This window comes from Planktothrix mougeotii LEGE 06226, from assembly GCF_015207485.1.
Classification (GTDB): Bacteria; Cyanobacteriota; Cyanobacteriia; order Cyanobacteriales; family Microcoleaceae; genus Planktothrix.
In genome coordinates, this window is record NZ_JADEWU010000143.1 from 1 (window position 1) to 4,753 (window position 4,753).

The 4,753-nt window shown below is 42.2% G+C and carries 3 protein-coding genes; all 3 read left to right on the top strand.

All coding sequences use genetic code 11. From position 1 onward, the window contains the following. The first annotated feature begins 112 nt into the window (after window positions 1–112). The 3 genes from IQ236_RS27310 (at window position 113) to IQ236_RS27320 (ending at window position 4,544) form a co-directional block, all read left to right on the top strand. Window positions 113–1,423 (top strand): D-alanyl-D-alanine carboxypeptidase, encoded by a 1,311-nt coding sequence (locus IQ236_RS27310; RefSeq protein ID WP_193872351.1) that lies wholly within the window; start codon window positions 113–115, stop codon window positions 1,421–1,423. A 314-nt stretch (window positions 1,424–1,737) separates the two neighbouring features. Further along, window positions 1,738–2,412: a Uma2 family endonuclease gene (locus tag IQ236_RS27315; RefSeq protein ID WP_193872353.1), complete on the top strand. Its 675-nt coding sequence runs from the start codon at window positions 1,738–1,740 to the stop codon at window positions 2,410–2,412. A 176-nt stretch (window positions 2,413–2,588) separates the two neighbouring features. Continuing rightward, window positions 2,589–4,544, top strand: coding sequence for a bifunctional serine/threonine-protein kinase/formylglycine-generating enzyme family protein (locus tag IQ236_RS27320; protein ID WP_193872361.1), 1,956 nt, complete (start codon window positions 2,589–2,591; stop codon window positions 4,542–4,544). Window positions 4,545–4,753: the final 209 nt, after the last annotated feature.

Genomic DNA, 4,753 nt, shown 5'->3' on the forward strand with positions numbered 1-4,753 from the left:
TGTGTATAAGAGACAGGACAAGGGGGACAAGGGGGAGCAAGGGAAGAGTTTTTCATTTATTCTTTCTATTGGGTTTGTTTTGTGTTTGTTTGATGTTTTTTAGTGCTTAAGTATGATTGATATTATTAGTTCGGGATTAGTGAGTGTTTGGTTGGAAATGGCAGGAGTGAATCAGGAAGGACTGAATGCTTCTGTGTTGGAGGATTTGGAAACGGAGTTATCGCAAGTGGTGTTTCCCCAACAGCCTGATCCGGTTGCAGAAGCAGTTGTGCAGCAATATTTGAATCGATTATCGTCAAAAGGGCTTTCAAAGGATATACAGGGGGTCTGGGTGCAGTCAAGTTGGGTTCCCTTGGCTAAGAATTCGGGGACAACACCCCTGCCTGCGGCTTCTCTGACGAAGATTGCGACTTCTTTGGCATCCCTCCAGGTTTGGAACCCTGAACATCGGTTTGAGACGTTAATAGGGGTCACTGGGCCGATTGTTGGGGGTGTGGTACAGGGGGATTTAGTCATTACCGGGAATGGTGATCCGTTTTTTATTTGGGAAGAAGCGATCGCATTAGGAAATACTTTAAATCAAATGGGAATTCGTGGAGTCACTGGCAATTTAATCATCGCGGGTAATTTCTATATGAATTATGAAGTTGATCCAGTAAAAGCGGGTCAATTATTCAAACAAGCATTAAATTCAGCTTCTTGGAATGAAGAAATTATTTACCAACACTCTCGGATGACACCGGGAACCGCTAAACCTCAAGTTGTGATTGCGGGAAATGTAGTGTCTCAATTTGGGGGTACTAATTCAACGTTAATTATTCGTCATCATTCTTTAGCCTTAGTTGAAATTATTAAACAAATGAATATTTATAGTAATAATCTGATGGCTGAAATTTTAGCCGCAAATGTTGGGGGGGCTGCTAGAGTTAGGCAATTAGCGTCACAAGCCGCAGGAGTTCCTATCGATGAAATTCGCTTAATTAATGGGTCGGGATTAGAACCTGAAAATCAAATTTCTCCGAGGGCTGTTGTCGGAATGTTTATGGCATTAGCTCGATATTTACAAGATACTAATCTTACCGTTGCTGATTTATTTCCCATTGCAGGAATAGATACCCAAGGTACTTTAGAAGACCGAAAAATACCCGTTTCTACTCCAGTGAAAACCGGAACGTTATCGGATGTTAGTGCATTAGCCGGGGTTTTACCCACCCGTGACCGAGGTTTAGTTTGGTTTGCTATTATTAATCGCGGAACGGATTTAGATGGATTAAGAGCCGATCAGGATTTATTATTACAACAATTGCTGAGTCAATGGGGTTCTCCTAATCCATTACCTGAATTAATTCAACCTCATATTGATGGTCGTCGTCCGGGTATTGGTGATCCAAATCGTAATCAAATTTTAGTACAAACTCCTTAATTCTTGAAGATTCGCTATCAATTCCTACAAAAATCCAACAATGCTATCCGCCAACCCGCAACCCCATAAAATCGTAGTGAGCCCTTCAGGGCTCCTATCAAATTTGGTTGTCAAAACCTCTTGATAAAAATTGAGCTAATCTGCTGATATCATCGCTCTAACTTAAGAATAAAGTCGGTATGAAAACTCTATTTAGTATTAGAATTTATCAAGTCTAAAATCAGGGTTATACACTCTGTTTCTGAAGTCTTGTACATCAACTGGGAATTGGGATATACTTAAGGAAAGATTAGTAGTTAAAATTGGAGATGACGATGCTGCTCTCTAATAATATGGTATCCACTTTAACAACTCTACCCTTAGAAAACGGCGATCAATTGACTCGAATTGAGTTTGAACGCCGTTATGGCACAATGTCTGATGTTAAAAAAGCAGAATTGATCGAAGGAATTGTCTATATGGCGGCTGCATTACGTTACAAAAGTCATGGAAAACCCCATGCTTCTATTATGGGTTGGTTAGCTTTTTATGAAGCAGCAACACCCGGAGTCGGTTTAGCCGATAATACAACAGTTCGCCTGGATCAAGATAATGAACCTCAGCCGGATGCTTTATTAAGAATTGAACAGGGGGGACAATCTACAATTAGTGAAGATGATTATGTCGAAGGTGCGCCAGAATTAATTGTTGAAATTGCTGCTTCCAGTGCTTCTATTGATGCTCACCAAAAGTTAAAGGTTTATCGTCGTAACCAAGTCCAAGAATATTTAATTTGGCGAGTGTATGAACAACAATTAGATTGGTTTAGATTAAAAGAAGGACAATATATTAAACTTTTAGCGAATTCAGAAGGCATTATAAAAAGCGAAATATTTCCAGGGTTATGGTTAGATGAACAAGCCTTATTAGCGGGTAATTTAGCTCAAGTTTTAGCGATTTTACAACAGGGAATTGCAACGGTTGAACATCAAGATTTTATTAAAAATTAATCCAATTAACAATAATTGCAGTGCGTTGGCGTTAGCCCTGCGTCCTCGCTTGCTAACTTGATCAATGAAAAACTCACTAACCTGATACTGGAGTTTCTGGGATGTCGTGAATACAGTGGTAACAGATCATAATTTAGAGTATATTAAAAAATTGAATAATAAAATAGTCAATTATTATGCTAGTAGGTCGAACCCTCCGTAACCGCTATCAAATCATACAATTCCTGGGAGGAGGAGGTTTTGGTGAAACCTACCTCGCTAAAGACTTAGACCTACCCGGACATCCCCACTGCGTCGTCAAACATCTTAAACCCAAAAATCCCACCTCCGCCCTATTAGTAATTGCTCGAAAGCTATTTGAAGAAGAGGCCACTGTCCTCTATAAACTGAGTCGTTTAGATGAACGCATTCCTAAACTTTTCGCCCACTTTGAAGAACAGGGGGAATTTTATTTTGTTCAAGACTTCATTAACGGCCATGACTTGACCCACGAAATCAAATCCGGTGTCAAATTAACTGAATCTGCTGTTATTACATTATTAAAAAATATCCTAGAAATTTTAGCGGTTGTTCATCGACAAAATATCATCCATAGAGATATTAAACCCGCTAATTTAATGCGACGCAATGATGGTAAAATTATCTTAATTGACTTTGGAGCCGTTAAACAAATCGGAACCTTAATCGTCAATGCTCAAGGGCAAACCACCTTCACCATTGCGATAGGAACTCCGGGCTACCAACCCAAGGAACAAGCTCACGGTAAACCTAAACTCGCCAGTGATATTTATGCCGTTGGGATGGTCGGAATACAAGCCCTAACTGGAAGAATACCGGACACCTTACCCGATGATCCGAATACTGGAGAAGTCATTTGGCGAAACCAAGCCCAAGTTAGTAATAAATTCGGGAATTTTTTAGATAAAATGGTGCGGGATCACTTTCCTCAGCGCTATCAAGACGCCCAGGAAGCCTTACAAGCGCTTTCCACCTTACTTCCTACCCCAACACCTACTTCCACCCCAACACCGACTCCACGCCCAGCTACAGCCACAGTCGTCGCTGCACCCGGACAAGCTGCAACACCGCCTCCACCCCCGAACCCAACCCGACGAACAATATTACAATTTGCAGCTTTTAGTGGTATCGGATTTATAGTCGCCTTAGTAGGGGAAAAAGTGATTAATTCCTCTGCTGAAAATAACTCTAGTCCAAGCACCTCCTCAGCCCCAACCCCTTTTTTAACTCCCAGTCCTGAACCGACCCCAACTCCCTCATCCAGTCCCTTCAAAACCGTTAGCTTTGAAACCGTAAGCGTCAACTCAACGGGACAAATCAACAACCGTTGGCAAGCCCAAGCCCAAATTTTGAGTGAAAATATCAATGGGACAATATTAGATTTAGTCGTAATTCCAGCCGGGACGTTCCTCATGGGTTCCCCTAGCAGTGAACTACAACGAAGTGACGATGAAGGGCCACAACGTACTGTTAATATAGCCTCTTTTTTAATCGGTCAATATGCCGTGACTCAAGCCCAATGGCGGGCGGTAGCAAGTTTACCCAAACGTCAAATTGATCTGAAGTCCGACCCCTCCTATTTTAAAGGGGATAACTTGCCCGTTGATAGTGTAACTTGGTTTGAAGCCGTAGAATTTTGCGATCGCCTTTCTGAATTTACAGGAAATACCCATCGTTTACCTTCTGAGGCGGAATGGGAATATGCCTGTCGCGCTGCAACTACAACCCCGTTTTATTTCGGTGAAACCATCACCACCGATTTAGTTAATTATGACGGAAATTACACTTACGGTTCTGGCCCTAAAGGGATTTATCGAGAAAAGACAACGCCTGTCGGCAGTTTTCCCCCCAATGTTTTTGGATTATACGATATGCACGGTAATCTTTGGGAATGGTGCGCTGACCCTTGGCATGAAAATTATAATAGTGCGCCGACAGATGGGAGTGTTTGGGAGTCTGGGGGAAATACTCAATACCGGGTGATACGCGGGGGTTCGTGGTACGACGATCCCCGGAATTGTCGCGGTGCCATTCGTGGCAGGGACGAGCCGGACGGTCGGAACAGGAACTACGGATTTCGTGTTGTTTTCTTCCCGCCTGCGTGGACTCCTTAGCCCTTTGCCCTTTAGCCCTTTAGCCCTTTACCCTTCTTTCTTCTTTACCCTTCTTTCTTTTTTTTTTTTTTTTTTTTTGAACGTAGTGAGCCTTTCAAGGCTCAAATTCAGAGTCCTAAAGGACTCACTACAGTAGTGAGCCTTTCAAGGCTCAAATTCAGAGTCCTAAAGGACTCACTACAGTAGTGAGCCTTTCAAGGCTCAAATTC